The organism is Bradyrhizobium genosp. SA-3 (genome assembly GCF_004212635.1).
In the GTDB taxonomy this organism is placed as follows: Bacteria; Pseudomonadota; Alphaproteobacteria; order Rhizobiales; family Xanthobacteraceae; genus Bradyrhizobium.
This window is the reverse complement of sequence record NZ_PSRT01000118.1, coordinates 1-26,155: the sequence shown is the minus strand read 5'-3', so window position 1 is coordinate 26,155 and position 26,155 is coordinate 1. Positions and strand designations below refer to the sequence as shown.

The window sequence follows — 26,155 nt, the reverse complement described above, 5'->3', positions numbered from 1 at the left end:
CTGCTCCGGCGCGGCATCGGGAGAGACCAGCGTCGGCAGCGCGGCGGTGGCGGGCGGCGGCTCGCCGCGCTCGATCGCATCGAGCCGGCGCGTCTCGCGATCGATCGTGCGCACCGCGAGCCACGAGGACAGCGGCGCGAGATCGACGGTGCGGTTCAGCTTGTCTAGCGGGCCTGCCGCGAACAGCTGGATCTCCGGCGGGGCGCCGGAGAGCCCGGTCATGATCGGCGTCAGACTGGCGCGGATGTCGGCCTGGTCGGCGGGAATGTCATAGCCGCCGGAGACGATGGCGCGGGCGTTCTTCGCTTCCAGCGGCGTCGCGCCGACGCGCAGGCGCCCATCGCGGATCGTGAACGGGATCTGCGCCGAGGCGACCGCGATCGGGCCTGCCGACAGCGCCGGCTCGATCAGCTGCCGCAACCTGTTGTCGTCGCTCACCTGGCCGCCGTCGCTGGCGCGGATGGCGATCTCGAACGCGCGCGGATTGAGGCCGGCAATCTCGGCGGAGTCGAGCGTCACCGTGCCGTTGCCGGCGAGCGCACCGGTGAGGGCCGCGACGCTGCGGCCTTGGCTCGTCAGCGCCATCTGCACCGAGGCGCGTCCCTTGGGCAGCGCGAGATCGCGGTAGCGCAGCGTCGCCGCATCGACATTGCTGAGTTCGATGCGCGCGTGCAGGGCCAGGCCATTGGCGCCATTGCGCGCATCGAGACCTGCCGACATCTCGCCGCCGCCGATGCCACCCTTGAGCGCATCGAGCGCGAGCGACTGGCCGTCGCCGCGGATCGTGCCCGCGAAGGGGCGCAGCTCGATGCCGCCGGGCAGCGTTCCGCGCAATGCCTGGAAGGCGATGCGGCCGCGCCAGCCACCGATGAGCCCCGCATTCAGCGGCTCGCCGGCATCATGTCCGGCCGCGCCGATCGCCATCGCGAGCGTCGGCGCAAGATCGAGCGAATCGAGGCCCACCTCGCCATCGACACTCCTTTCCTGATCCAGCGTCACCGCAAGACGACCGCGCAGATGCGAGCCCGAAACGGTGCTGTCGAGATCGTCGAAGATCAGCCGATTGCCGGACAGGCCAACGCGCGCGGACAGGCTGACGCTCTGTGCTGATTTGCCGGCGGAGCTGGTTCCGAACAGCGGCGCCAGATTGGCGTTGCGGACGCGCAGGTTCGCACTGCCCTTGGATGCAGACCAGTCAAAATTACCTTGCGCATCCGCGTCCAGCCCGCCGCCGCTGAGCTTTGCGCTCAATTGCAGCGGCTTCTGCCAAGTGCCGGTCAGCTTGCCTTCGAACTGCGAAGCGCCCTCACCTGCGGCCACGATGCGATCGAGACCGAGCAGCGCCAACAGCGCGCCAGCCTGCGGCGTCGATACTTTCGAATCGAGTGTGAAGTCGCTGTTGCGCAGGCGGTCGATGTCGATGGCGCTGACGGCGGCCACTGGCGTCTGCGCGGCCAGCGTCGCGGTCGCCTTGAGCTGCGGCGCGTCGAGATCGAACACAACGCGGGCGTTGCTGCGATCGGCATGCTCGGCGTTCTTGTCGAGGCTGAGCTCGAGCTTCAGGCGCGTCGCGCCGGGCAATGCCGGGATGGCATCGAAGCGCGTGCGCACCGCGGGCGCAAACGGCTCGATCAGCGCGGTCAGCTCGCGCAGCGAATTCGCCGACGACTTCAGGGCGAGCTTTCCGGTGGCATTCTTGCGATCAAAACTACCGCTCGCCTCCGTGGTCACGCCACTGGCTTGGCCGAACCGCAACTGCTCCAGCGACAGCGACGCCGGGCCATAGCCGAGTTTTGCCATGAACGGCCGCAGCTCCTGTCCGGCGGAGATGGCGCGGCCGATATCGAGCGAGAGCTTTGCCTCCCCCGGCCATTCGCCCTGCGACCCGGCAAGCGCGCGCACAAAGCTTGCGGCGGCGTCGAGGTCGAGACGGTCGGCCTTGAGCTCGGCGTCGATGCGGGAGCCCTTGCTGGCGCCGGTCTGGACAAAGGCGATACGGCCTTCGACCGCGCCGCCCTCGATCTCGGCCTTCAGCCTGTCGATGGCGAGATGGTTGGCGGCAATCGTCACGTCGCCCGCAAGGCGTAGCGGTCGCGTGCTGCGACGGTTGACCTCGCTGCGGCCCTGAAGCCAGGCCACCAGCGTGTCAGGGTCGGACGATTCGACGCTGAGCCGGCCGCTGAAGCTGTCGGCGCCGGGAGCAGCACCATTGAGCGAGAGCTGCGTCATGCCGGGCGCGCGCAGCTCGAGCCGCTGGAAGGTCCAGGATCGTCCGTCGGTCTGAAGCTCGGCGCCGATGTTCTGGAGCGGACGGCCGCCGAGCATGATCTGGTCGGAGTTGAATTCGATCTGCGCCGGGATCGGCGCCTGCGGGATCGCGGCCAGCCCTGCGCGCAGCGCCGGCAGGACGCGCTGCGGATCGGCATCGTCCTTGGCAGCATCCTTGGCCGTCAGCTTGTCGGCATCGACCTGCCGCGCTGAGAGCACCGCGCGCAGCAGCGGCGAGGCGCCGAATTTGAGGTCGCCGACACCGCCGAGCTTCAGCGCGGCGTCCTCCGTGCCGTAGCTGGCGTCGATCTGATCGAATTTGGCGCCGGCCGGATCGGCCTTGAGTTTCGTCGTGAGCTTCCAGGGCGTCGGTCCCGCCTCGCCTGCTTTCTTTGTCGCGGGCACGGCGAGCGTCAGTGCACCTTCGAATTTCGGCAAGCGGTTGTCGAAGGCGAGCACGCCTTCGAGATCGGCGAGGATCGCGCGCTCGCCCGGATCGATGTTGAGATGGAGGCGGGTGGCGTTGCCGTCGGCGGTCGGGCTGGAGGAGATGCGGAACGGGTAGCGCACCCCATTGGCGGTGAAACGGCCGTCGCCGCGCACCGAGCCCGCGAGCGAGCGCACGTCACCGGAGAAGGCGATGTCGCTCAGCTCCAGCGTCGAGCGGCTGGCGGCATCGTGCAGGGCGATGCGGCCGGTGAGATTGAGTCGCTCGATGGCGAGCGAAGCGAGATTGAAGGCGCCGCTCGCAGTGGACGGCAAATCGACCCGCCCGCGCGCGTCCAAGCCGAGATCGACCGCCATGCCGCCGACCGAAAGCTCGGTGGCACGCCATTCACCGCGCATGAGGGGGCCCAGGCTGAACTCGACGTCGAGCTTGTCGGCGCGCAGCCGGCCGAGATCGTTGTTGCCGCCGAAGGTGACCGAACGCAGCCGCAGCGTCGGCGCCGGCAGCAACCGCGCGTCGAGCGCGCCCGCCACCCGCACCGGAACGCCGATGATTCGGCTGGCCTCCGCCTCGAACTGGGGCCTGAACTGGTTCCAGTCGATGAAGTAAGGCCCGATCAGCGCGGCCAAAAGCGCAATGATGAAGGCAATCGCCAATCCGAGCAGCGTCGTCTGCACGGGTCTCCCCTCGGCCAAAACGGCGCCCGGACCAGACCTTGCCCTGGGAAGGCTTCAGGCGGGCCGGAACAGCCCCTTATATAGGGGGAAGTGTGGCGAAGTCACAGCGACTGTTGCGCGCGGAGGTTAACGCCCCCGTCTCACCAGCTCGCCGGCAGCCGCGTCAGGCCGCGCAGCACGAAGGTCGGTCGCCACTGCGGATTTACGACGTCGTCGATGCGCAAATCCGGCAGCCGGCGGAGCAGCGTGGCGATGGCGATCTCGGCCTCGATGCGCGCCAATTGGGCCCCCAGGCAGAAATGGATGCCGCCGCCGAACGACAGCGGCTTCACATTCTGGCGGGTGACGTCCAGCCGGTCGGGCCGGTCAGGATAGACCGCCGGATCGCGGTTGGCCGAACCGAGCAGGCAGAGCACGGTCTCGCCCTGAGGGATCTTCACCCCGCCGAGATCGTCGATGTCCTCCAGCGCGACGCGCCCGGTCATCTGCACCGAGGAATCGTAGCGCAGGAATTCCTCGATCGCGCCCACCATCAGCTCCGGCCGCGCCTTGAGCAGCGCGAGCTGGTCCGGATTGCGATGGAGTGCCAAGAGGCCGTTGCCGATCAGATTGACGGTGGTCTCGTGGCCGGCGCCGAACAAGAGGATGATGTTGGCGGTCAGCTCCTCGTTGGTGAGCTTGTTGCCGTCCTCCTCGGCCTGCACGAGCTGGGTGATGAGATCGTCGCCGGGACTATGGCGGCGCAGCTCGAACAGCTGCTGGAAGTACATCTGGGCCATCAGGTTGCCGGCGTTGCCTTGGCTGATCTCCTCCGGCGAGAGCGGCACCGGGTCGAGCAGACGCCCGCCGTCGCGCGAGCTCTTGTAGAAGGTCTCGCGGTGCTCCTCGGGGATGCCGAGCATGTCGCAGATGATGGTGACGGGCAGGCGGAAGGCGAAATCCTCGATCAGGTCCATGTGGCCGCGATCGATCACCGAATCTATCGTCTGGTCGACGATCGCCTGGATGCGCGGGCGCATGTCCTCGACGCGGCGGGCGGTGAAGGCCTTCACGACCAGGCCGCGCAGGCGGGTGTGATCGGGCGGATCGGCCTGCAGCATCCAGTGGCTCATGCTGCGGAACACCGGCTCGTCCATGATCTTTTCGCTATAGCGGCGCTTGGAGCGCTCGATGAAATCCTTGCCGAAACGCCTGTCGCGCAGCACGAGGCTGACATCGGCGTGGCGGCTGGTGACGAACTGGCCGAACGGCGTCACATGGATCGGATCCATCGTGCGCAGCCGGTCGTAATGCGGATAGGGATCGCGGATGAAGTCCGGCGACAGCGGGTTGAACAACGGATCGCCGTTCGCGCCTTGCACTTGCTCGTTCATGGTGACCTCAATCGGTTGCCGCATGACACGAATACGCAAGGCTGCCCCAAAGCCCGGCGTAACCATCCCTTGGAATTATCAACTCGATACATTGTTGTATCGAGTTGCATTCTGCCCTAAGCTGCCGGGATGTCAAGGGTAAGAACCAGGCCGACCAGGGACGATACGCGCGACAGACTGTTCGAGGCGGCCGCGCGCGTGTTCGAGGAAGACGGCATCGGCGGCGCCAGCATCGAGGCGATCGCGGCCGCGGCGGGCTTCACCCGCGGCGCGTTCTATTCCAACTTCAAGAGCAAGGACGAATTGATCATCGCCATGCTCGAGGACCATGTCGAGCAGTCGATCCGCCGCAACCTCGACATCCTCGCGCAGCACGACAATCTCGACGATTTCATCGCGGCGCTGAAGACGATGGACCGCAGCAAGCAGGATCCGCTCGGCCGCTCGCCGCTGCTGCACATGGAGATGATCCTGTTCGTCGCGCGCGCCGAGAAGCGCCGCCCGGAACTTGCCAAGCGCCTGCGCGCGCGGCGCAAGCTGATCGCCGACATCGTCGAGGCGACGTTGAAGAGCAACGGCCGCAATGACAGTCTGAACCCGCCCTGGATGGCCTCCGTCGTGCTCGCGCTCGAAGACGGCTTTCGCCTGCACCGGCTGATCGATCCCGAGACCACGCCGGCCGACAGCTTTTTGCGCGCGATCACGGATCTGCGGCGGAGGACGGGGTTGGCGTCGAGCTGAAAGCGGCTTGAGAGTTGTAGTGCCATTTTCATCGCTTGCGTGCCGTCGAGCTCTGGCAAGCGTGATTCCAGGCTCTGCTCTCTATTTTCCCGCCCGCGAAACGGCTCTGGATTCACCACTCGCTCCGTCGGAGGCGACGAAGGCGCTTTGCCGGAATGGCGGATGCTGCGGCACCGACAATTCCTGGCAATACATTCGATCGATGTTGTGCTGCATGAGCGCATAACAATCGCATGCGACCTTCTCGAGCCGAGCGCGATCGATTTTGATGAGCCCGCGCCGGTCGGATGGGACGGCGCCGGCCTCGCGTAGCTTGTTCATCGTCAGAGTCACGGTCGTGCGCCGCACCCCGAGCAATTGCGCGAGCGCCTCCTGCGTCACCGGAAGAGGGTCGTCGGGAACGCGGTCGTGAAGTTGCAGGAGCCACCGTGCCAAGCGGCCATCCACCCGGTGCAGCGCGTTGCAAGCGGCGACGTGCTGGAGCTGCAATAACAGCGCGCGGGCGTGGACCTGCACGACATTCCTGATGGCCGCGCTTTGTGCATAGGCAGCCCTGAATTTGGCGGCGGAGATTAGCGACGCCGTGCCGGCCATGCGAGCAATCGCGGTCACGGATGAAAGCGCCGGGCCAAGCACGGAAAACGAGGCCAAAGCGCCTTCTCGTCCCATCAAGGTGGTTGCGACCGACTGCCCGTCCGGCATATCGAGCATGAAGGCGATTGCGCCGCTATGGGGAAAATAAACCGGGTCGAGTTCATCGCCCGACCGCACCAGGACGGCATCGGCTTCGAACGAGACCTTCTGGAAGTAGGGCGTCAGCAGGCCGAGATCCGCGGACGGCAACGCCGCCAGCAGCCGATTCCCGATGCCAGTGCGGTGGACGGTCGCGATGCTTTCCCGCGAACGAGCATCCAATGACCGACGGTATCCGTTGATTTCATCCACCATGATTATCCGAAATGCGATTGCCCCGACCAAACTCATCCAAACAGAGCCATCAGGCGAGATCAAGCGCGGATAATTGCGGAGAGCTGACTGCATTCCTCGTCGCGAAATAGCATCTTGCATACATCATACTATTTACGATCTTCGCCACCAGCGAGGTGCCCGCGAACCGGGCTTTCAGCTCGCGGCCGCCGCGTACGCCGCCTTGCGCTAGCGGTCGCGTTTGCTCTTGTTCGTCGGCAACGGGCAATTGGTGCACACCCTGTCGTCGCATCTGCGGCAGATCGTGAAGCGGTCCAGCTCGGAGGTGTCCTGCCTTGCCAGCAGGTCATGGATCAGCGTTCCCAGCCGTTTGGTTTCGGCCGGCGACAACACATCCAGGAGCGACGCAACGGCCGAAATCCGGGATGCCATCAGGTCATTCCGGGCCGCCGCGCCCGTGGCCGTCAGGTACAAGGCGATCTCGCGGCCGTCCCTTCCCGGCCGGCGTTCGACAAGCCGATCCGAAACAAGACGGTCGACCAGACGGACGGTTCCGGAATGCGACAGGCCGAGGATCCGCCGGAGCTTGTCGTTGGTCATGCCCTGGCCATAGCCGATGACGACGAGTGCCGCGGGCGTCTCACCGCCGCGGCCTATGACCTCGCGCGCGCCCTGCTCGATACGATCCATGACGGCGAGCGAAAGCGCCCCCAGTAAATTCGCGATTCCGGTTTCCATGAACAGAACAATATGTGCGCTGCGCACAAAAAACAACTTGACCAAACATGTGCGCTACGCACATATTTGGTCAAGCGCAGACGATGACATGGAGAATGGCGATGAATGCCCGAGCCACCGCAGCTGCAAAGCCGAACACCGGCAGTGAACCCGTCCTGAAACACGTGCACGCCAATGGCCTGCGGTTCGCCTATCTCGAACAGGGGAGCGGACCGCTCGTCATGTTCATGCATGGCTTTCCCGACAACGCCTGGTCCTATCGGAAGCAATTGCAAGTCTTCGCGGATGCGGGCTATCGGGCCGTCTCGCCCTTCTTGCGGGGCTATGCGCCGACCGAGATCCCCGCCGACGGGGTGTTCGATCCCATCGCGCTCGGCCAGGATCTCGAAGCGCTCATCGCGGCGCTGAGCGACGACGGACAAGCACGGGTCGTCGGCATGGATTGGGGCGGCACTTCGACCTTTCAGGCACTGGCCACGGCGCCGTCGGCGATCAAAGCCGCCGTGGTCATGAACACCGCACATCCGATCACATTTTCAAGCATCAGGAGGGATCCGGACCTCGTCCGATCCGTCTTTCATGTCTATTTTTTCCAGATGCCCGGCGCCGAGTCGGCGGTGAACATCGAGGGACTCCCCTTCGTCGATTACCTCTGGAAGCTGTGGTCACCGACATTCAACGATGTCGAGCATCTCCGTTCGATCAAGCAGACGCTCAGCTCTCCCGGCACCATGGCGGCGGCGCTCAAATACTACGGGGGCCTGACCGATGCAGGACATGCCGGCCGGCTGCCGATCAACGAGATGCATACGCCGACGCTGACGATCTATGGCAGCAACGATCCGACAGCGAGGTACTCGCTGAAGGAGGAGCCGCTCTTCAAGGGGCCGCACCAGCGGATTGTGCTGCCCGATGTCGGCCACTTCCCGCACCTCGAGCGGGAGGTCGAAGTCACCGGCCTGATCATGGACTGGTTCAGGACGCACGCACCGGACTGAATGCACACTGCGCGACCACGACATCTTTTCATTGGAGTGAGCACGATGGACGCCAAGACACAGCAGCAATACGCCGAGACGTTTCGCGGGCTTCACAAGAAGGGGGATCCGCTCGTCCTGTTCAACGCCTGGGATGCCGCCACCGCCAAGGCGATTGCAAAGACCTCTCCGGCGATAGCGACCAGCAGCGGGGCGGTCGCGTCCGCGCTCGGGTATGCGGACGGAGAAAATGTCCCGCTCGACATGGTCACAGGTCTGGTATCGCGGATCACCGCGTCCGTGTCGGTTCCGGTCTCGATCGATCTCGAGTCAGGATATGGCGACACCCCGGAGGCCGCCGCGAAGTCGGTGAGTGAGGTGTTGAAAGCCGGCGCCGTCGGCATCAACATCGAAGACGGGCTATCGGGCGGAAAGCGGCAACTCGTCAGTCCCGAACGGCATGCCGCGAAGATCAGGGCGGTGCGGGATACTGCGCAAGAATTGGGAGTTCATCTCTTCATCAACGCGAGAACCGACCCGTTCCTGCTGAAATTTGGATCGCCGGATGAATGCCTGAATGAAGCGGCCAGGCGCGCGAAGGTCTATGCCGAGGCCGGCGCTGACGGGATTTTCGTGCCCGGTCTCACCGACCTCGCATACATCGAGAAGCTCGTCCAACTCACGCCCTTGCCGGTCAACATCATGGTGACGCAAGGTGTTCCCGGAATCCGGGATCTTGCTCGCGTCGGCGTTCGGCGGGTGAGCCTCGGGCCCTGGCCCATGATGGCGGCGATGCGCATCATTGGACAGGCCGCGGCCTCGGTCGCCGCCAGCAGGCAATACGGCACGTTCCTGCAACCGAATGCCTGAGCCCGGACATTACCGGCCCAAAGCAGCGCCCTACGCCGACCGCTTCGCCGCGCCGCGGTCCGCCGACGCGATGTCGAATCGACCCAGCATCGCCCTCGCCTGCCCGGCGCAGTGCTCGACAACCCAGCGCTCGAAGGCGGCGGGGGGAAGCGCGGGGGCGTAGAGGAAGCCCTGGACGACGTCGCAGCCGAGCTCGGCCAGCGTCCTGTGCTGGCCCTCGGTCTCGACGCCTTCTGCGACGACGGTCATGCCGAGGCCTTGGCCTACGCGCACCACGGCGGTGGCGATGGCGAGCGCGCCAGCGTCCTTCTCGATGTCACGCATGAAACTGCGGTCGATCTTGAGCTCGCGGATCGGCAGATGCGCGAGGCGGCTGAGGCTGGAATAGCCGGTGCCGAAATCGTCGAGCGCGAGCCCGACGCCGAGCTCGCGGATCGCGTTCATGGTTTCGAGCGCGGCGGCGCCGTCCTGCATGAACGCGCCTTCGGTGATCTCGAGCATCAAGGCGTCCGCCGGCAGCTCGTATTCGGCGAGGATGTCCCTGAGCCGCGCGGCCAGCGTGACGTTGCGGAAATTGATCGGCGACAGGTTCACCGAGACGCAGGGTATGTTGAGCCCGGCGCCGCGCCAGCTCGCCAGCTGCCGGCAGGCCTCGCGCAACGACCACAGGCCGATCTGCTCGATCAGGCCGCACTCCTCGGCGAGCAGGATGAACTTCGCGGGGGAGACGTCGCCGAGCACGGCATCGTGCCAGCGCGCCAGCGCCTCGACGCCGTGGATGGCGCCGTCGGAGCTGCGGATCTGCGGCTGGTAGCTGAGGCTCAGCGCGCCCTCGGCGATGGCGCGGCGCAGCGCTGCGATCAGCGCCAGCCGCTGCTCGGCAAGCAGGTTCATCTCGGCGCTGAACAGGCGATGGGTCGAGCGCCCGGCCTGCTTGGCCATGTACATGGCAGCATCGGCCTGCTGCATCAGGGTATCGATGTCGGTGGCAAGATCGGGATAGAGGCTGATGCCGATGCTGGCCGACATCGGCACCAGCTTCGATCCAAGCCTTAAGGGCGCGGCGAGCGCTTCGGTGATGCCGGCCGCGACGCGCTCGGCGCTCTCGGCATTGCGTTTCGGCAGCAGGATGACGAATTCGTCGCCGCCGAGCCGTCCCAGCATGTCTTCGGGCCCGATCTGCTCGCGCAGCCGCTGCGCGAGCTGGACCAGCAGCTCGTCGCCGGCAGCATGACCCAACGTGTCGTTGACATCCTTGAAGTGATCGACGTCGAGGAAGGCGAGCGCGACGTGGCTGCCGGTCGGGCAGGCGTCGATCGCGGTAGTGATCAAGTGCCGCAGCTGCGCGCGGTTCGGCAGCCCGGTGAGGATGTCGTGATAGGCGAGCCGCGCGATCTCGGCGCGCGCCTCCTTGCGTTCGATCGCGAAGGCGCCGAGATTGACGCAGGCCTCGACGATGCGCCGGTGCCAGTTGCTCGGCGCGCGCGGCTCCCGATAGTAGAAGGCGAAGGTCGCGATGACGCGGCCGTCCTTGGCCTTGACCGGCGTCGACCAGCAGGCCCGCAGGCCGATCGCGAGCGGCGTCGCCTTGTAGGGCTGCCAGCGCGGATCGGTGTCGAGATCGGTCGCCAGCACCGGTTCGCCATAGAAGGCGGCGGTGCCGCAGGAGCCGACGTCGGGACCGATGGCCACGCCGTCCAGCGCGCGGGAATAATCCTCGGGCAGGCTTGGGCCCCCAAGCGGATGGATCAGGCCGGCGGCATCGACGTGAAGCAGTGAACAGACGACGTCGGGCGCAATCTCCTCGACGCGGCGGCAGAGCCGGTCGGCGATCTCGCCGATCGGCACCTCGTCGGCAAGCGCGCCCATGATGAGCTGCTGGAGCGAGCGCAGCTGCTTGGTCTCGGTGATGTCCTCGAGCAGCGCGAAGATGTGCTTGACCCGGCCCTTCCTGTCGCGGAAGGCATCGATCCGGGCGCCGACCCAGATCTCCTCGCCGTCCTTGGTGTAGATCAGGACCTCGGCTTCACCGCCCGGACCGCCCCTGATGAGACGCCGTCCGATCCTCGTCAGGGCCTTGCGGTTGGTGTGACGGCCGGCCAGCAGGTCGGTTGCGCGCCGCCCCTCAGCTTCCGCGGCTGAATAGCCGAACAGCGACGTGAACGCCGCATTGGTGTAGCGGATGTCGAGCTCGGTGTCGGTGATGAGCACGGCGCGGTTGGTCTGGTCCGAGACGGTGTCGAGCAGCGCGATGCGCGCGCGGCGCTCCGCTTCAGCGGTGACGTCGCGCGCGAACACGACGTGATGAGTCACGCCGCCGTTTGCAACGGACGAAAGCGAGATGGCGGTCCTGATCCGGCTGCCGTCGTGCCGCGTGAGGCTGATCTCGTCGCGGAACTCCGCGATCGGGTCGGCGCGCAGGCATTTGAGAGTGAGGAGCTCGGCGTCGCGGCCGAGCACCTCAGCGCGCGCAAGCTTCCAGATCCGCTCCGCACCGGCGTTGAAATGCGTGATGCGACGCGCGCTGTCGACGATGATGATGGCATCGTCGGCGCGTTCGAGCGCAGCCAATAGTACGTCCGGCATTTCGGTCACTAGGCAATCGGAGGCAGACATCGTTGGAACCGGAGGGTATCGGAAGGAGCGGCAATCAACCGACGCTAACGCTCCGATAGTGTGCAATATCTTTTTTGCATCCGGTCACGTCCCACCAAGACGCGACGTGCTTAACGTTCCGCCAAAGAGACGACGGCAATGCGGTGCATGGGGAACCTGTCACGCACCTGTTTCGCTCTGAAGCTCGTGCAGCCGGCCGGCCACGGCCCGCACCTTGCGCGGCGCGGCCTGCCAGATCGAGAGCGCCGACAATCCGCTCACGATCATCGCGATGCCGAAGGCGAGCGTGTAATCGCCGGCGCGATCGTAGAGCAAGCCGGTGACCCAGGGACCGGCGGCGCCGCCGGCCAATGCCGCCAGCATGATCGTGCCGAAAATGCTGCCCTGATGCCTGCCCTGGAAGATCTCGAACACCACCGCGCCCATGATCGAGGTGAGGCCGTAGCCGAGCGCGCCTTGCGTGAACACCATGATGTAGACCAGCCACAATGACGGCTGGAACTTCAGCGCCATCAGCGCCGCGAAGCAGATTGCAAAACCCGCGCAGCTAATCGCCCATACCCATTCCCGCCCGATCCGGTCGGAGACATGGCCCAGCAGAATCTGGCCGGGAATGCCGAGCAGGCTGACGATGCCGAGCGCCCACACCGCAACGCTGGGGCTGAAGCCGATATCGAGCAGGAATTTGGTCTGGTGCACCTGCACTGCGTACCAGATGTACAGGCCGCAGAAATAGCCGAGCGCGATCCACCAGAATCGTGCAGTTGCGACGGCGCGCTTCAGCGTCCATTCGGTGTGGGCCCAGACGGGATCGACGACATTGGAGACGGGCTTTGCCGCTCCTGCGGCCGGAGCAGCATCGCCGTCCGGCTGAAGGCCGATGTCCTCGGGGCGCTTGCGCAGCAGCAGATTGATCGGCGCCAGCACGATCAGGACCAGCAGCCCCATCGCGGTGCAGGCGGTGCGCCAGCCGGTCTGCTCGATCATGTGCTGCACCCATGGCAGCAGCGTCACCGAGCCGATGCCGACGCCGGCGAAGGCGATGCCGATGGCGAAGCCGCGTTTGCGGATGAACCAGTTCGGCAGGAACAGCGACTGGCCGGAATAGCCGAGGCACACCGAGCCGGCACCGACCATGACGCCGATGGTGACATAGAGATGCCAGGGCGAGCTGGTGAGCGGTGCAAGCAGCAGGCCTCCACCCATCAGCACCACACCGAGCTCCATCACGGCGCGCGGGCCGGCGCGGTCCATCAGGCGGCCGATCAGCGGGCTGACCACGCCCGACGCCACGAAGCCGAAGGAGAAGGCGCCCGCGGTGATGCCGCGCTCCCAGCCGAACTCGGAGATGATGGGCGGAAAGAACAATGAAAAGGCGGTGCGCGCGTTGACGCCAATGGCCATGGTGACGAAGGTCACGGCGACCACGACCCAGCCGTAGAAGAATGGAAGCCGCATGTTGTTTTTTATTTCATCCCTGGACGGTCCTTGGGACCATCTCGGGAAATCCGGGTCAAGCGCTTTTCATGCATGCCCGCTGAGCGGCAGCACCATCACATATGAGAGCGGCCCTGCGTCCATCCTTCGAGACGCCCGCTTTAAGCGGGCTCCTCAGGAGACCGCGGAGCGGTCGTCTCGAAGGACGAGGCGCACGCTCAGGCGGCGTCGCGCCGTGATGGTTTGACCGGTGCATCGAACAGGATCCGCTCGATCGGCTGCGGACGGCCGAACAGATAGCCTTGCGCAAAATTGACGCCGAGCGCCTTCAGCCGCTCGAACTCCTCGCGGGTCTCGACGCCCTCGGCGGTGACCGACATGTCCAGCCCGCGCGCCAGCGTCACGATCGAGGAGATGATGGCGGAGCTGCGCGGCTGGTGCGTGAGGTTGCGAATGAACGACTTGTCGATCTTGATCTTGTCGAACGGGAACGCAGTCAGATAGCTGAGCGAGGAATAGCCGGTGCCGAAATCGTCGAGCGCGAGCTCGATGCCGATGCCCTTCAGCCGCTCCATGAAGGCGTGGTTCTCGGTGCCGCGCTCCAGCAGCACGGATTCCGTGATCTCGATCTCCAGCCGCTGCGGCGGCAGGCCGGAATCTGCGAGCGCCGCCGAGATCATCTCGAACAGCTCCGCCTCCTTGAACTGGATCGGCGACAGGTTCACGGCAACCATCAGATCGGACGGCCAGTTGGCGGCGTCAGCGCAGGCTCGGCGCAGCACGAATTCGCCGAGCGGCACGATCAGTCCGGTCTCCTCGGCGAGCGCAATGAACTGGTCCGGCGGGATCAGTCCGCGCGTCGGATGCCGCCAGCGCACCAGCGCCTCGAAGCCGCGCCGCGCGCCGCTGAGGGCATCGACAAACGGCTGATAGTGCACCTCCAGCTGACACTGCGCGATGGCGTCGCGCAAGTCGCCTTCCAGCGTGTTGCGCGCCTCGAGCTCGGCCGACATCGCCTCGTCGTAAATCGTGAAGCAGTTGCGGCCCGCCGATTTCGAGCGGTAGAGCGCGAGATCCGCTTTCTTCAACAATTGTTCCTGATCGCTGCCGTGATCGGGCGCGATCGCGATGCCGATGCTGGTACCGATCTCGACGCGATGCCCGGGCAGCAGGAAGGGTTCGGCCACCAGCTTGGCGATCCGTCCCGCCAATTCGGTCGAGCAGGCGCGCTGATCCTGACACCGCTCCTGGATGATGGCGAATTCGTCGCCGCCTAGCCGCGCCAGCACGTCGCTCGCCCGCACCGCGGATTTCAGCCGCTGCGCCACCTGGCGCAGCAGCGCATCGCCGGCGCCGTGACCGAGGGAGTCGTTGACGTTCTTGAAGCGGTCGAGGTCGAGCATCAGGATGGAGAAGGTCGGGCCATCGTCCTTCAACCGGCCATTGAGCTCGTCGAGCCGGGCGAGGAAGAAGGCGCGGTTCGGCAGGCCGGTCAGGATGTCGGTCTGGGCGAGCTCGAGCACCCGCCGGTTCGCCAGCGACAGCCGGCGTGAATTGCGGCTTGCGAGCATGAGATAGGTCGACAGCGACAGCGTCAGCAGCATGCCGACGATGAGGACTGCGGCGGCGCGATCGTAGGACGTCTCCAGTGAACCGCCCGCTGTCGGCATGGCGCGCACCTGCCAATCGGTATCCCCGATCTTGAGAGTGCCCGACCAGTGCAGGGAGCGTGCGACGTCGCGCATCGACTGTGGCGCCTTGGCGGCCGACGAATAATCCGGCTGCGTTTGCTCCAGGCTGACGATCTGCCCCGCGAAGGGCGGATAGACGTTCACACTGACGGCGGGGCTTGCTCCGGTCGTCACGCGAATGGACTGGATCAGCAGCGGCAGGTCGAAGATGCCGACGACGAAGCCGGCGAGATTGCGGCGGCGGTCAGCGACGGTCTCGCGCGAGGTTCCCTTGGCGTAGACGGGAATGGCGACGAGGACGTCGGGCAGCCGGCCGCCCTCCTTCGGCTCGTAGAGGCGGGTGCGAATGGCAGCCAACCGATCGTTGTCGCGCGCGCGTTCCAGGACTGCGCGGCGCTCCGGCACCGTCGAATAATCCATGCCGTAGACCGAAGACGTCTTCGGCTGGGTCGAGTAGAACACCGGAAAATACTCGTCGCTCTGCGGTGCGGTCACAAAGCCTTTGCCCTGGAGCGCCTTGATGCGATAGCCGGACACGCCATCGGTGATCGCCGCAGCCTCGTAGTCGGCGCGCTCCTTGCGGTTCACGCGCGGCAGCCAGGCGATGCGCAGCATGCCGGGATGGCGCTCGAACAGCCGTGCGCTGAAAGTCTCGAACTCGTTGCGGGTGATTTCCTCGTTGGTCGATTCGAACAGCGTGCGCAGCGCGACGAGCCTGGAGATGTACTCGTTCATGCCGTTCTGCATGACGATCGCTTCGGTTTCGGCCGAGTTCTCGAACTCGATCTTGTCGACGCGGTCCTCCCATCGCGCCACGGCGGCCGCGCCGACCAGCGAGAACAAGAGACCGACGCCGACCGCGACGAGCGCAGGACGATACAGCCCGAGCAGCGCCGCGGCACGCCACCGTCCGGTCATGCGTTTACGATCCTGATCGTTCTGATCGCGGTCGCCCATCCTGAAACCGCCCCCGTCCCCTCTTCGCGACGTACCGAACCTCTGGTTGAGGTGCCGGAACCACTATCGGAACAAGGACGCGGTTAAGAACTGCACAATTTCGGAACCGAGCCGTTGTGCATTGCGTGGCTTAGTTAATGAAGTGCGCCATTGGCGCGGCATTGTGGAAGTAACTTGCCGGTTTTACCCGGAGTACTACGGTCCGTCGGTGCATCGCCCAATTAGCGAGCTATTCAGGCTGCCGGGATATGCTTCGCGGAGCTTCTCCGCTCATCCGGCAAGACCTCCCTGATGTATCGATTTCGATCGGCGCGATGCGCCGTCCTGACCATCGCGCTTCTGGCCGCGACCATCCTCGCGGCCAAAGCCGACGAGGCCGGCGTCAGCGCGGATGCGATCCTGTTCGGCCAGGCCGCCGCGCTCGAGGGCCCCTCTTCCGCGCTCGGACAGCGCATGCGGCAAGGCATCGTCGCGGCGTTCACCGAGATCAACGCCAAAGGCGGCGTGCACGGCCGCAAGCTGCAGCTGATCAGCCGCGACGACGGCTACGACCCCGACCGCTCGGTGGCGCAGACGCTGCGGCTGATCGAGGACGACAAGGTGTTCGCGCTGATCGGCGCGGTGGGCACGCCGACTGCGATGGCGACGATTCCCATCACCAGCGCCAGGAACGTGCCCTTCATCGGCCCGTTCACCGGCGCCGAATTCCTGCGCGATCTCGAACTTGCGAACGTCGTCAACATCCGCGCGAGCTACGGCGCGGAAGCCGAAGCCTGGATCAAGCACCTCACCGAGGACCGGCACTTCACCCGCATCGGCATCTTCTACCAGGACGATTCCTTCGGCCGCGACGGTCTGACCGGCGTGAAGCGCGCGCTCGCCAGACGCGGTCTCGAGCTCGCCGCCGAAGGCACCTTCGAGCGCAATACCCGCGCGGTCGCCTCGGCCTGGCGGATGATCAAGCGCGCGGACCCCGAAGCCATCGTCATGGTCGGGACTTATGGTCCCTGTGCCGAGTTCATCAAGCTCGCGCACCGCAGCGGCGCTCGTCCGACCTTCGTCAACATCTCCTTCGTCGGCGCCAATGCGCTCGCGAAGGAGCTCGGCCCCGAGGGCGAAGGCGTCATCGTCTCGCAGGTCGTGCCGTCTCCCTGGGATCGCTCCTTGCGGCTCGTCGCCGACTACCAGGCGGCACAGACAGCATTCGACCCGGCGCTGACGCCCGATTTCGTGTCGCTCGAAGGCTATCTCTCCGGCCGCCTCGCGGCCGCCGCGCTGGAAGCGGCCGGACCGAACCCGACGCGCGCGAGCCTCTTGCGCGCCGTCAACGACGTCGGCCGCTTCGAGATCAGCGGCAGCATCGTCACCGTCGGCACGCGAATGATCGACGCGCCGCCGAAGGTGTATTTGACGGTGATTCAGAAGGATGGGTCGTTCAAGGCCGTGGATCGGCTTTAGCGCGGATCAAGGCCGCCGCGTCCAGCGGTCGGCGTTGACGGCGCCTTGCGGGACCTCACCTTTGACGATCGCCTCGACCTGACGCACCGTTTCCAGCGACTGATATTCGATTGCCTGCGGGGTCAAGCCGCCGACATGCGGCGTGGCGATCACGTTCGGCAGCTTTGCGAGCTCCGGTGTCGGCATCTGGTCGGGCGCACGGCCGACATCCATGGCCGCACCGGCGATGCGATGCTCGAGCAATGCCCGTGCGAGCGCCGCCTCGTCGACGAGATTGCCGCGCGAGAGATTGATGAAGACGGCATGTTTCTGCATCCGCGCCAGCGCCGCTTCCCCGATCAGGTTCTCGGTCTGTTCGTTGGCGATGGCGAGGCAGACGACGTAGTCCGATGCGGCGAGGAGCTCGTCAAGAGAGACCTGCCGGATCGCGCCGGCGCTGACGGTCGCGTAGGGATCGGCGACCAGCACCTCCATGCGCAGCACCTTTGCCACCTCGGCGAGGTAGCGCCCGATGCTGCCATAGCCGATGATACCGATCCGGCTGCCCGCGAGCTGGCGGCCCATCCGCGCCTCCGGCTTGCGGCCGGCCTGATAGTCGGCTGTGGCCAGCGAGACGCCGCGAGAGAGATCGACCATGAAGCCGAGCGCGAGCTCGGCCACCGCCTGCACGAAGCCGGGACCGGCGCGGGTGACGAGCACACCCGCCTTTGATGCCGCATCGACATCGACGTTGCGGATGTCGACGGCGCAGCGGACGAAGGCGCTGAGGCGCGGCAGCTGCGCAAAAATCTCGCCGTTACCCTCGGTCATGCGGTCGGCGACGATGATGTCGGCATCCTTGGCCGCACGCACGAGGCCGGCTGCGTCCAGCGGCTCGTCGCCCTCGTGCAGGATCACCTCGGCGGCCGCGCGCAGGCCGTTCAGGCTGCGATCGCCGTAATAGTTCCGCCGCATCTCCGGCGTGTGGGCCAGCAGGACTTTCAAAGGCAAGACTCCTTCAATAGCCGAACGCGTGCGGCAGCGCCGTCGAGAGCCATGGCACGAAGGCGATGACGAGCAGGCAGAGGAACAGGAGGCCAAGATAGCCCACGATCGGCTTCACCGTCTGCTCGATCGGCACGTTGCCGATCAGGCAGGCGCCGTAGAGCCCGAGCCCGAGCGGCGGCGCGAACAGGCCGATGCCCATCGCAATGACCAGCACGACGCCGAAATGCAGGGCATCGACGCCGAGCTGCACCGCCACCGGCAACAGCAGCGGCCCGAAGATGATCAGCGCGGCCGCACCCTCCAGCACCGAACCCATCACGATCAGCACGACGATGGCGAGCAGGATGAACAACCAGACGCCAGAGGTCTTCGACAGTCCCAGCATGAAATCGCCGACCGCGTGTGGCACCTGCTGCAGGGTCAGCGTGAACGCAAGCGATTGCGCGGCGGCGACGATGAACAGCACGAGACCCGCGCGCGATGCGGCCTGGACAAAGCTGTGCGCGGCCGTCTTGAAGCTGAGCTCGCGGAACACGACGCTGCCGACGACCAGTGCATAGGCCACGGCAAAGGCGGAGATTTCGGTGGCCGTGGCGAAGCCGCTCTTGAAGCCGAAGAAGATCATGAAGATCAGGCCGAACGAGGCGATCGCGCCGCTCCACAGGCCCGACACGGGCGCCTGCGGCGCGACATCCTCGGCTTCCGCCGGCGGCTTGCCGAAGACGACGGACACCGCAATCAGCACCAGCGCCATCAGCGCTGCCGGCAGCAGCCCCGCCATGAACAGGCCGCCGATCGACAGGTTCGCGACGAAGCCAAGGATGATCAGGTTGATGCAGGGCGGAATGGTTTCCGCCATCACCGCGGAGGCCGCAAGCAACGCCACCGCGCCGCCGGGATTCTGCCTGGAGCGGCGCGCCGCCGGAATCAGCACGGAGCCGACCGCGGCGACATCGGCCATCTTCGACCCTGATATGCCGGAGAACAGCACCATCGACGCCACCATCACGACGTTGAGGCCGCCGCGCATTCGCCCCACAGCGCGCTGCAACAGCTCGATCAGGCGCACCGACATGCCGTTGGCTTCCATGAGATAGCCGACCAGGATGAAGAAGGGGATCGCGAGCAGGACGAAATTGTCGATACCGCGCGCCATCTGCTGGGCGAAGATGACGCCGGGCAGCGCGCCCTCGACCCAGATGAAGATCAGCGCGGCGAGCGCCAACGCAAAGCCGATCGGCAAGCCGCCGAACAGGGTGGCGAAGAAGCCGATCAGCATCAAGGTGCCCGCCGACGGCACCGAGGACGGCGACAGATAATCCCAGGCGAGATAAAGCCCGGTCACCACGATGATCGCAATGAGGCCCCTGACGATATCAGGAAGCGGTCGCGCACAGAGATGGTCGATCGCGAACACCGTCATGAACAGCGCGCCGATGCCCATCGGGTAGAAGGTCAGCTCCAGCGGCAGGCCGGAGCCGGTGGTCTGCCCCGCCGTCAGCGAGCCCAGCTTGATGGCGTGATAGGCGACGTAGCCGGAGATCAGCACAATCAGCAGCGCGCTGGCGGCATCGACCAGCGAGCGCAGCCGCACCGGCAGGAGATCGCGGAAGAAGGACACACCGACATTCTCGCCGCGTGCGAGCGCGCTCGCCGCGCCAAAGAACGCCGAGCCGACCATCAAGCCGCGCGCGACGTCATCGGACCATTCGACCGGCGCATTGAAGAAGAAGCGCAGCAGCACGGAGGCGCAGACGACCACGAGATCGGCGGCGAGCAGGACGGCCGCGATCGCGTCGCTGACGCGAAGCAGAAGCGCCATGCTGCCATGGCGGCCGCCCGAGAGCGGCACGGCGGCTGTCATCGCCATTTCGGACTTGGCCATCAGGCTTGCGTCGCGCGGATCATGTCGATGACCGGCTTGGAATCCGGCCGCGCCTTGATGAAGTTCTCGTACTGCGGCGCGACGCGCTTCTTGAAGGCTTCGCGGTCGCATTCGGCCACCGTCACGCCCTTCTCGGTCAAGGCCGCCAGCGCCTCCTTCTCGACCGCGAGCCCATGGGCACGGGTGTCGACCGCGGCCTTCTTCGCGGCATCGAGGAACCCCTCGCGCAGCTTCGGATCCATGCGGTTGTAGGTCATGTCGCTGAAGTAGATCGCAAGCGGCGAGAAATTGTGCTGCGTCAGTGCGTAGAATTTTGCCGTCTCGAAGAACTTGCTGGCCAGGATCGTCGGCGGATCGTGCTCCAGGCCATCAAGCACGCCAGCCTGCAACGCCGTGTAGATCTCGCCGAAGGCCAGCGGCGTCGCTGCCGCGCCCATCAGGCGCAGGCATTCGGTGATGACGGGATTGGGCAGGGTGCGGATTTTCAGGCCGGCGAGATCTTCCGGCGTCTTCACCGGCTTCTTCGCCAGCAAGCTGCGCGAGCCGAAATTATAGGCCCAGGCGATGATGCGGATGTTGCCGCCCTTGAGCAGAGCGTCCTCGATCGGCTTGGCGGCGCCGGAATCGAACGCCTTGGTCTGCTGGGGGAAGCTCGAGAACAGGAAGCCGAGATCGAAGGTACCGACCAGCGGCACCAGATTGGCCGAGATCGACGAGCCCGACACCATGAGGTCGATGACGCCGAGCTTCACCGAGTTGATGACGTCGATTTCCTGGCCGAGCTGGTTGTCGGGAAAGAACGCGACCTCGACCTGCTCGCCCAGCCCGTTGCCCTTCAAATTCTTGACCAGGTTGTCGTAGTAGACGCGGCCATTGGCGTATTTGGGATCGTTCGGCAGCGAGGAGGAGCATTTCAGCTTCATCGTCGCGGCTTCAGCACGGCCGATGATCGCGGGAGAGAGCACGAGGCCGGCGGTTACCGCCGCCGATGACTTGATGAACGCTCGACGGTTCACGGGCACGATGGTCATGGTGCGGTCTCTCCCCAATTATTCTTCTTGCAGCCGCGATCGTTGTCGCGGCGTGTTGGCTCGACTGTATGGCCAAAGCGACGACACAGGCAAGGGATGCGGCCGGCAGCGTCGCGATGGCGCGAGCGACAGGCGCTCTGCAGAAACCGCGACGGAACGCCTTTATTTATCGGTGTTTTCGCGCATGCCGCATGGCAGCGACAAGTCCTGCCATGCAGGATTGAGAGGGATCGATCCAATTCAGGTATGGATCAATGCCGAACGCAGATTGATCGGATTGAAACGAAGCGGAATGATGAAAGCTGCGGGATCGTGATCCCGCAGCTCCCGCGTTTCAACGATGGCCGATATCAGCGCGAATGCGCGCCGCTCAGCTGTCCGCTCACCGCTTCGACGTCACGCGAGGGACGCAGCGCGTAGGCGCCGTCACCGAGCAGGGCCTGCGCCGCGAGCGCGATCGCCCAGAAGGCGGGGAATTCCCAGCCGCCCTTCGGATTGGTGAAGAAGAAGCCGGCCGCGCCGTGCACCGAGAAGATCGCGCCGAGCAGGATCGGGATTCCGGCCAGCGCCGCATAGCGGGTCCAGACGCCGAGGATCAGGGCGACGCCGCTGAGGACTTCCACGGTCATGATGAGATAGGCGAGCTCGGGCGGGAAGCCGAGGCTGCCGAAGAACTTTGCGGTGCCAGCCGGGGTGAACACAAAGAACTTCAGGCTGGCATGGGCGAGGAACAGCGCGCCCAAGGTCACGCGCAGCACCAGCGCGGCGTAAGGGGCGGTACGGGAATCGATCATGGCAGGTCTCCTTTGCGGCGCAACATGATCTATTCTGATATCGATGATAATCTGCTATTTTCGAAATATACCTCACACCAACAGAGTGAAATAAGTTTTGCTCGACCGCCTGACCAGTCTGGAGGTCTTCGCCAAGGTCGCCGCAGTCGGCAGCCTCTCCGGCGCGGCCCGGGCCATGGGCCTGTCGCAGACCATGGTGACCAAGCATGTCGCCTCGCTGGAGGCGCGGCTCGGCACAAAACTGTTCCACCGCACCACGCGGCGGCTCTCCATCACCGAGGCCGGACGGAGCTATCTTGAATCTTCGGAGCGGATTCTCGCCGACATGGAGGCCGCCGATGCCGCGATCGCACGCGAACGCGTCGAGCCGCGCGGGCTGCTGCGCGTCAACGTCCCCGTCGTGTTCGGCACAAGGCAGATTGCGCCGCTGATCGCGGAGTTTTCGGCAGCCCATACCGAGGTCACCGTCGAGCTCGGTCTCAACGATCGCCTCGTCGACCTCGCCGAGGAAGGTTGGGACCTCGCGATCCGTATCGGCAGCTTGCGCGACTCCAGCATGGTGGCCCGAAAGCTCGCGCCGAACCGCCTCGTGGTCTGTGCCGCACCTTCCTATCTTGCCAAGCACGGCACGCCGCGCACCGTCGCCGACCTCGCCGGGCATAATTGCCTCGGCTACACGCTCTCGCAGCAGGCGAGCGCGGCGGAATGGCTGTTCGGCGTCGAGGGCGAGATCCGCGTCCAGGTCAGCGGCACCTTGCGTGCCAACAATGGCGATGTGCTGCGCGCGGCGACGCTGGCCGGCCTTGGCCTCGCGCGACAACCCACCTTCATCATCGCCGACGATCTTCGCAGCGGCGCGCTCGTCGCACTCGCACTCGACCAGCCGGAGATCCAGACTTCCGCAGTGCATGCGGTCTACCTGCCCGACCGCCGCCCGCCGGCCAAGGTGCGCGCCTTCATCGACTTTCTCGCCGCGCGCTTTGCGCCTGTGACGCCCTGGGATCGCGGACTGCCATGACGGCGCACGGCCGGACGCGCCTGCTCCGGCAGACCACTGCCCGATTTGACGCACGCCCAACGTGAGCCAGCGCACAGACGGCGTCATGGCGGCATCCTAGAAAAGATGCCATCATCGTGCGCATTGCCGATGGAGGTGACACCATGCGCCGTCCAGTCTTTTCCAATTTGCTGCTTGCATCCGGTTTTCTTGCGCTCACACAGGTGATGACGCCGACCGACGCCGCCGCCGAAGCGCGGCTCGCGCTGGTGATCGGCCAATCCGCCTATCGCACGGTGCCGGAACTGCCCAACGCCGCCAACGACGCCAAGGGCATGACGGAACTGCTCGGCAATGCCGGCTTCACCGTCACCACGGCGGCCAATCTGGCGCAGAACGAGATGCGCACGGCGATCTCGGATTTCGCCGGCAAGGTCGGCGCCAGCGGCGCCGACACCGTCGCTTTGGTGTTCTATGCCGGCCATGGCCTGCAGATCGACGGCGAGAACTATCTCGTGCCGGTCGATCTCGATCCCAAGCGCGAGGCCGACATTCCGCTCCAGGGCGTGCGGCTGAACGACCTGCTCAACACGCTCGGCGCGCTGCCGACGCGGGCGCGCATCTTCATGCTCGATGCCTGCCGCAACAATCCGTTCCCCGCGCTCAGCGGCGCCGGCCATGGGCTTGCGATCGTCGACACCAAGGCCGGCGCGCCCGGCTCCTTCATCTCCTATTCGACATCGCCCGGCGCCGAAGCCGAGGACGGCAACGGCATCGACAGCCCCTACACCACGGCCGCGCTGACCATCGCCAAGCAGCCCAATCTGCCGATCGAGGAGGTGTTCAAGCGCATCCGCGTCGCGGTGGCGCAATCGACCGACGGGCGGCAGATCCCCTGGGAAAGCTCGTCGCTCACCACCGACTTCAAGTTCTTCGGCGAGAGCGGTGGCCGGCCGTCTTCCCTTCCAGGCGCAGATTCGATGGCGCTTGCCAGTGCCACGCGCAGCGTCGAGGATTGGCGCAAGGATTTGCAGGGCAAGCCTGCCAAGGTCGCCTATGAGCTCGTGATCACCGAGGACACGGTGCCGGCCTATCAGGCCTATATCGAGCTCTACGCACAGGACGCCCGCACGCCGCGCCTGCGCACCGTGCTGGAGCGGCGGCGGCAGATGCTGGCCTGGGAGCGCGCGGTCTCGATCAACACCCGCGCCTCGTTCGAGGCTTATCTTGTGAACTGGGACAACAGCGACCTCGCCGCGACCGCGCGCAGGCTGCTGCTCCGCGTCCAGAACCGCAACTATGGCCTGCCCGTTGCCGCCGCAGCGTCCCCAGCCCCGGTCGCCGTCGCGATGGCGCCAACCTGCCCATGCTCGACGCCATCGGCACCGGCAACGCCGGTCAATCCGAGCGTCGCGCCTGTGATCAAGAAGCGCGTCGATGACACGCCGCCGAAGCGCAAGGTGGTCGAGACGCCGCCAAAGCGCCGGCCTGCTCCTCCGCCCGAGGAAGTGGTCTACGAGCGCGCGCCGCCCCCCGGTCCGCCGCCCGGCGCCGTGATGCAGGGCATCGGCATCGGAATCGGGATCGGCATGGGAATGGGCGGCCGCGGCGGAGATCATTATCGCGGCGACGACCGCAGATACTAAGCCGGCCCGGCACAAACAGAGATCCGGCTCGCGCCAATGGCGCGAGCCGGATCTACTGCGACAGCACCGGATAATCCTGCTGGACGGCCTCGCGGATCCATCCAGCCTGGATCGCGCGCGAGAGTATCTGCGCAGTCTTGATATCGTCGGCTTTCATGCAGAGATCGACAATGCGGCGGACAGCGTCGTCGCGCATCAGATCGTCGGAGATCTTCATCGCGATTTCCATCGCGACGCGGGCCGCGCGTTCATAGCGGCCGCGCGTGCTGGTCTGCGCTGAATCTCCGGCGGCTTCGGCGATCGCCTTCGCAGCCTGGCAGATATTGCGAATGCGGTCGGCTGCTTCGATGTCGCCGATCGGTCCCTGGATCGGCTCGTCCCAGATGTCAGCCGGTGCCGGCCTTGCGAACCACTTCATTGCCCCACCCATGGTCTTCGATTGTTTGCGGCCCTTTCACGACATGCGGCGCGGACCGATCGCCTCGAACTGCGCCTTCTGCTCGTCATTCAGCGTAGCGTAGAAATCATCGAGCGCCGCGCGCACCGACTTGATCCCGTCCAGCATCACGTCGAGGCGCTTGCGGATTGCGGCCATGCGTGCCGGCGGTGTCATCACGTCATTGGGCTCGCAGGCCGCCTTGAGCGATGCACTGACCTTGGCGCCGGTATCCTGGAGCACCTGGAGCGCCGCACGCTGGGTGTCGTTCGGATGAATCCTCTCCTCGATCGTGGCGCCGGGCCAATCGAACGCGGCGGACGCGCTGCAACTCTGCACCGACGATCCGCTCGCATTGTTCGATGCGGTCGCGCGCCGCTGGTCGTCAGCCAGCGCATTGAAGCGTGCCTTCTGCTCGTCAGTCAGCGAACCATAGAACGTGTCGAGCGCAGGCTGGACCAGATCGACTGCCTTCTGCAGGGCCTCGACACGCTGCTGCATCGCCGCGAGCCGGCCGGGCGCCGTCGCTGCGGCCTGCGTCGGACAGGATGTGCGGATCAGCGCTGAAGCGTCAATCGAGGCATTGCCGAGCGCATCAAGTTCGGCGCCTTGCGCATCGCTCGGCTGCACCGCGCCTGCTATCTGATCGATCGGCAGACCGACGATTGCGCGGCGGTCGCTACCGCAGAGCTGATCGAGCGGCACGCTGCGCGCCCGCCGTCGTCCCTGCGGCTGCTGCGGCAGATAGGCGGACAACCGATCATAACCGTAGGGACCGAAAATGCCGGCATAGATGTCGGGATAGCCGTAGCCCCAGAAGCCCAAGCCGTCGCCCCAGATCGTGTAGTCGTAGAGATCGTTGTAGGCGAACGGCCAGAACAGCGGTCCGACCCAGCCATAGCCGCCACCCGCATGTTGCCACCATCCGCTGCTTGCGCCGCTCCAGCCGGCGAGTGCGGCTGCGGCGGCGAGCTGCGCACGCGCCGCCGGATTGCTGATCAGCCGGCCGCTCCGGAATGCGCTGGAGTTCACGGCATTGCGGAAGTTCGCCGGCCGTATCGCCGCATTGCGGATCTGACCGAAATTCGGGCCGCCATGCCGGGCGCCGGTGGTGAACCGCGTCCCGCGATGATGCCCGCCGCCGTGCGCGTGCCCGCCGCCGTGGCCGCGGAAATGGCCGCCGCCGTGGTGACCCCCAGCG

20 protein-coding genes are annotated in these 26,155 nt (G+C 65.8%); 7 read left to right on the top strand and 13 right to left on the bottom strand.

Annotated elements, in window-relative coordinates:
- Positions 1 to 3,393, bottom strand: a 3,393-nt coding sequence (locus tag CWO91_RS31845; RefSeq protein WP_130219375.1) for an AsmA family protein, incomplete at its 3' end; no start/stop codon positions are given.
- A 140-nt stretch (positions 3,394 to 3,533) separates the two neighbouring features.
- A complete protein-coding gene (locus CWO91_RS31840) occupies positions 3,534 to 4,766 on the bottom strand; it encodes a cytochrome P450 (RefSeq protein WP_165405855.1) in 1,233 nt (410 codons plus the stop codon).
- Between the two features lie 129 nt (positions 4,767 to 4,895).
- Here CWO91_RS31840 and CWO91_RS31835 point away from each other — a divergent pair, with 129 nt between their 5' ends.
- On the top strand, positions 4,896 to 5,507 hold the full coding sequence (locus tag CWO91_RS31835; protein WP_130219371.1) for a TetR/AcrR family transcriptional regulator: 612 nt from the start codon (positions 4,896 to 4,898) through the stop codon (positions 5,505 to 5,507).
- An 81-nt stretch (positions 5,508 to 5,588) separates the two neighbouring features.
- Here CWO91_RS31835 and CWO91_RS31830 read toward each other — a convergent pair whose 3' ends face one another.
- A complete protein-coding gene (locus CWO91_RS31830; protein ID WP_130219381.1) occupies positions 5,589 to 6,422 on the bottom strand; it encodes a Crp/Fnr family transcriptional regulator in 834 nt (277 codons plus the stop codon).
- Between the two features lie 240 nt (positions 6,423 to 6,662).
- A complete protein-coding gene (locus CWO91_RS31825; protein WP_245471448.1) occupies positions 6,663 to 7,217 on the bottom strand; it encodes a MarR family winged helix-turn-helix transcriptional regulator in 555 nt (184 codons plus the stop codon).
- A 56-nt stretch (positions 7,218 to 7,273) separates the two neighbouring features.
- Between CWO91_RS31825 and CWO91_RS31820 the strand changes: the two genes are divergently transcribed.
- Together CWO91_RS31820 and CWO91_RS31815 are read left to right on the top strand one after the other, a co-directional pair.
- Complete coding sequence (locus tag CWO91_RS31820) at positions 7,274 to 8,170, top strand: alpha/beta fold hydrolase (RefSeq protein ID WP_130219369.1); 897 nt, start codon at positions 7,274 to 7,276, stop codon at positions 8,168 to 8,170.
- Between the two features lie 45 nt (positions 8,171 to 8,215).
- Positions 8,216 to 9,019 (top strand): isocitrate lyase/PEP mutase family protein, encoded by an 804-nt coding sequence (locus CWO91_RS31815; RefSeq protein WP_130219367.1) that lies wholly within the window; start codon positions 8,216 to 8,218, stop codon positions 9,017 to 9,019.
- Positions 9,020 to 9,049: 30 nt separating this feature from the next.
- Here CWO91_RS31815 and CWO91_RS31810 read toward each other — a convergent pair whose 3' ends face one another.
- From CWO91_RS31810 to CWO91_RS31800, 3 genes are all read right to left on the bottom strand, one after another.
- Positions 9,050 to 11,635 (bottom strand): EAL domain-containing protein, encoded by a 2,586-nt coding sequence (locus CWO91_RS31810; protein WP_130219365.1) that lies wholly within the window; start codon positions 11,633 to 11,635, stop codon positions 9,050 to 9,052.
- A gap of 159 nt (positions 11,636 to 11,794) precedes the next feature.
- Positions 11,795 to 13,093: an MFS transporter gene (locus CWO91_RS31805; RefSeq protein ID WP_130219363.1), complete on the bottom strand. Its 1,299-nt coding sequence runs from the start codon at positions 13,091 to 13,093 to the stop codon at positions 11,795 to 11,797.
- A gap of 197 nt (positions 13,094 to 13,290) precedes the next feature.
- Entirely contained in the window at positions 13,291 to 15,681 is a 2,391-nt protein-coding gene (locus CWO91_RS31800) for a bifunctional diguanylate cyclase/phosphodiesterase (protein WP_130219361.1), read from the bottom strand.
- Positions 15,682 to 16,011: 330 nt separating this feature from the next.
- Here CWO91_RS31800 and CWO91_RS31795 point away from each other — a divergent pair, with 330 nt between their 5' ends.
- Complete coding sequence (locus tag CWO91_RS31795; protein WP_130219359.1) at positions 16,012 to 17,178, top strand: ABC transporter substrate-binding protein; 1,167 nt, start codon at positions 16,012 to 16,014, stop codon at positions 17,176 to 17,178.
- Between the two features lie 6 nt (positions 17,179 to 17,184).
- On the opposite strand, the gene CWO91_RS31790 is transcribed toward CWO91_RS31795, so the two are convergent.
- Genes CWO91_RS31790 through CWO91_RS31780 form a run of 3 tightly spaced genes read right to left on the bottom strand, consistent with a single transcriptional unit; the run spans position 17,185 to position 21,081 of the window.
- The gene (locus tag CWO91_RS31790) at positions 17,185 to 18,162 is read right to left on the bottom strand and encodes a hydroxyacid dehydrogenase (protein ID WP_130219357.1); all 978 of its coding nucleotides are present in this window, start codon (positions 18,160 to 18,162) and stop codon (positions 17,185 to 17,187) included.
- Between the two features lie 13 nt (positions 18,163 to 18,175).
- Complete coding sequence (locus tag CWO91_RS31785) at positions 18,176 to 20,029, bottom strand: TRAP transporter large permease (RefSeq protein WP_165405856.1); 1,854 nt, start codon at positions 20,027 to 20,029, stop codon at positions 18,176 to 18,178.
- Positions 20,030 to 20,049: 20 nt separating this feature from the next.
- Positions 20,050 to 21,081 (bottom strand): TRAP transporter substrate-binding protein, encoded by a 1,032-nt coding sequence (locus tag CWO91_RS31780; protein WP_130219355.1) that lies wholly within the window; start codon positions 21,079 to 21,081, stop codon positions 20,050 to 20,052.
- Here CWO91_RS31780 and CWO91_RS31775 point away from each other — a divergent pair.
- Positions 21,080 to 21,397: a hypothetical protein gene (locus CWO91_RS31775; RefSeq protein WP_130219353.1), complete on the top strand. Its 318-nt coding sequence runs from the start codon at positions 21,080 to 21,082 to the stop codon at positions 21,395 to 21,397. The genes CWO91_RS31780 and CWO91_RS31775 overlap by 2 nt on opposite strands.
- Positions 21,398 to 21,431: 34 nt before the next feature.
- On the opposite strand, the gene CWO91_RS31770 is transcribed toward CWO91_RS31775, so the two are convergent.
- Positions 21,432 to 21,875 (bottom strand): DoxX family protein, encoded by a 444-nt coding sequence (locus CWO91_RS31770; protein WP_130219351.1) that lies wholly within the window; start codon positions 21,873 to 21,875, stop codon positions 21,432 to 21,434.
- 97 nt (positions 21,876 to 21,972) lie between these two features.
- On the opposite strand from CWO91_RS31770, the gene CWO91_RS31765 reads away from it, so the two are divergent.
- The gene (locus CWO91_RS31765; protein WP_130219349.1) at positions 21,973 to 22,893 is read left to right on the top strand and encodes a LysR family transcriptional regulator; all 921 of its coding nucleotides are present in this window, start codon (positions 21,973 to 21,975) and stop codon (positions 22,891 to 22,893) included.
- 143 nt (positions 22,894 to 23,036) lie between these two features.
- On the top strand, positions 23,037 to 24,518 hold the full coding sequence (locus CWO91_RS31760; RefSeq protein WP_130219347.1) for a caspase family protein: 1,482 nt from the start codon (positions 23,037 to 23,039) through the stop codon (positions 24,516 to 24,518).
- Positions 24,519 to 24,570: 52 nt separating this feature from the next.
- Here CWO91_RS31760 and CWO91_RS31755 read toward each other — a convergent pair whose 3' ends face one another.
- Together CWO91_RS31755 and CWO91_RS31750 are read right to left on the bottom strand one after the other, a co-directional pair.
- On the bottom strand, positions 24,571 to 24,936 hold the full coding sequence (locus CWO91_RS31755) for a hypothetical protein (RefSeq protein WP_130219345.1): 366 nt from the start codon (positions 24,934 to 24,936) through the stop codon (positions 24,571 to 24,573).
- 36 nt (positions 24,937 to 24,972) lie between these two features.
- A partial coding sequence (locus tag CWO91_RS31750; RefSeq protein ID WP_130219343.1) for a Spy/CpxP family protein refolding chaperone occupies positions 24,973 to 26,155 on the bottom strand: 1,183 nt, incomplete at its 5' end.

Coding starts and splice junctions, on each gene's coding strand:
- CWO91_RS31840 (WP_165405855.1), bottom strand. CDS start 4,766: ATGAACGAGCAAGTGCAAGGCGCGAACGGCGATCCGTTGTTCAACCCG.
- CWO91_RS31835 (WP_130219371.1), top strand. CDS start 4,896: ATGTCAAGGGTAAGAACCAGGCCGACCAGGGACGATACGCGCGACAGA.
- CWO91_RS31820 (WP_130219369.1), top strand. CDS start 7,274: ATGAATGCCCGAGCCACCGCAGCTGCAAAGCCGAACACCGGCAGTGAA.
- CWO91_RS31815 (WP_130219367.1), top strand. CDS start 8,216: ATGGACGCCAAGACACAGCAGCAATACGCCGAGACGTTTCGCGGGCTT.
- CWO91_RS31810 (WP_130219365.1), bottom strand. CDS start 11,635: ATGTCTGCCTCCGATTGCCTAGTGACCGAAATGCCGGACGTACTATTG.
- CWO91_RS31805 (WP_130219363.1), bottom strand. CDS start 13,093: ATGCGGCTTCCATTCTTCTACGGCTGGGTCGTGGTCGCCGTGACCTTC.
- CWO91_RS31800 (WP_130219361.1), bottom strand. CDS start 15,681: ATGACCGGACGGTGGCGTGCCGCGGCGCTGCTCGGGCTGTATCGTCCT.
- CWO91_RS31795 (WP_130219359.1), top strand. CDS start 16,012: ATGTATCGATTTCGATCGGCGCGATGCGCCGTCCTGACCATCGCGCTT.
- CWO91_RS31785 (WP_165405856.1), bottom strand. CDS start 20,029: ATGACAGCCGCCGTGCCGCTCTCGGGCGGCCGCCATGGCAGCATGGCG.
- CWO91_RS31775 (WP_130219353.1), top strand. CDS start 21,080: ATGGTGCGGTCTCTCCCCAATTATTCTTCTTGCAGCCGCGATCGTTGT.
- CWO91_RS31780 (WP_130219355.1), bottom strand. CDS start 21,081: ATGACCATCGTGCCCGTGAACCGTCGAGCGTTCATCAAGTCATCGGCG.
- CWO91_RS31770 (WP_130219351.1), bottom strand. CDS start 21,875: ATGATCGATTCCCGTACCGCCCCTTACGCCGCGCTGGTGCTGCGCGTG.
- CWO91_RS31760 (WP_130219347.1), top strand. CDS start 23,037: ATGCGCCGTCCAGTCTTTTCCAATTTGCTGCTTGCATCCGGTTTTCTT.
- CWO91_RS31755 (WP_130219345.1), bottom strand. CDS start 24,936: ATGAAGTGGTTCGCAAGGCCGGCACCGGCTGACATCTGGGACGAGCCG.